Origin of the sequence: Cobetia sp. BMC6 (assembly GCF_029991385.1) — a bacterium.
Taxonomy (GTDB): Bacteria; Pseudomonadota; Gammaproteobacteria; order Pseudomonadales; family Halomonadaceae; genus Cobetia.
On record NZ_JAKUMF010000103.1, the window covers coordinates 1 to 219 of the forward strand.

Annotated in this window: 1 rRNA gene; it reads right to left on the bottom strand. The window is 53.0% G+C overall.

The features are described 5' to 3' along the window. Nucleotides 1-142 precede the first annotated feature (142 nt). A 16S ribosomal RNA gene (locus MKZ40_RS17180) occupies nt 143-219 on the bottom strand; the annotation flags it as partial.

The window sequence follows — 219 nt, forward strand, 5'->3', positions numbered from 1 at the left end:
GGCAGATTTGAACTGCCGACCTCACCCTTATCAGGGGTGCGCTCTAACCAACTGAGCTACAGACCCGACACTACTACTCGATAAACTAACTTGATCAGGTAATTCGTTGTGAGCACTTGCCGCGAGCGATAGACAGTGTCGATAAGGAGGTGATCCAGCCCCAGGTTCCCCTAGGGCTACCTTGTTACGACTTCACCCCAGTCATGAACCACACCGTGG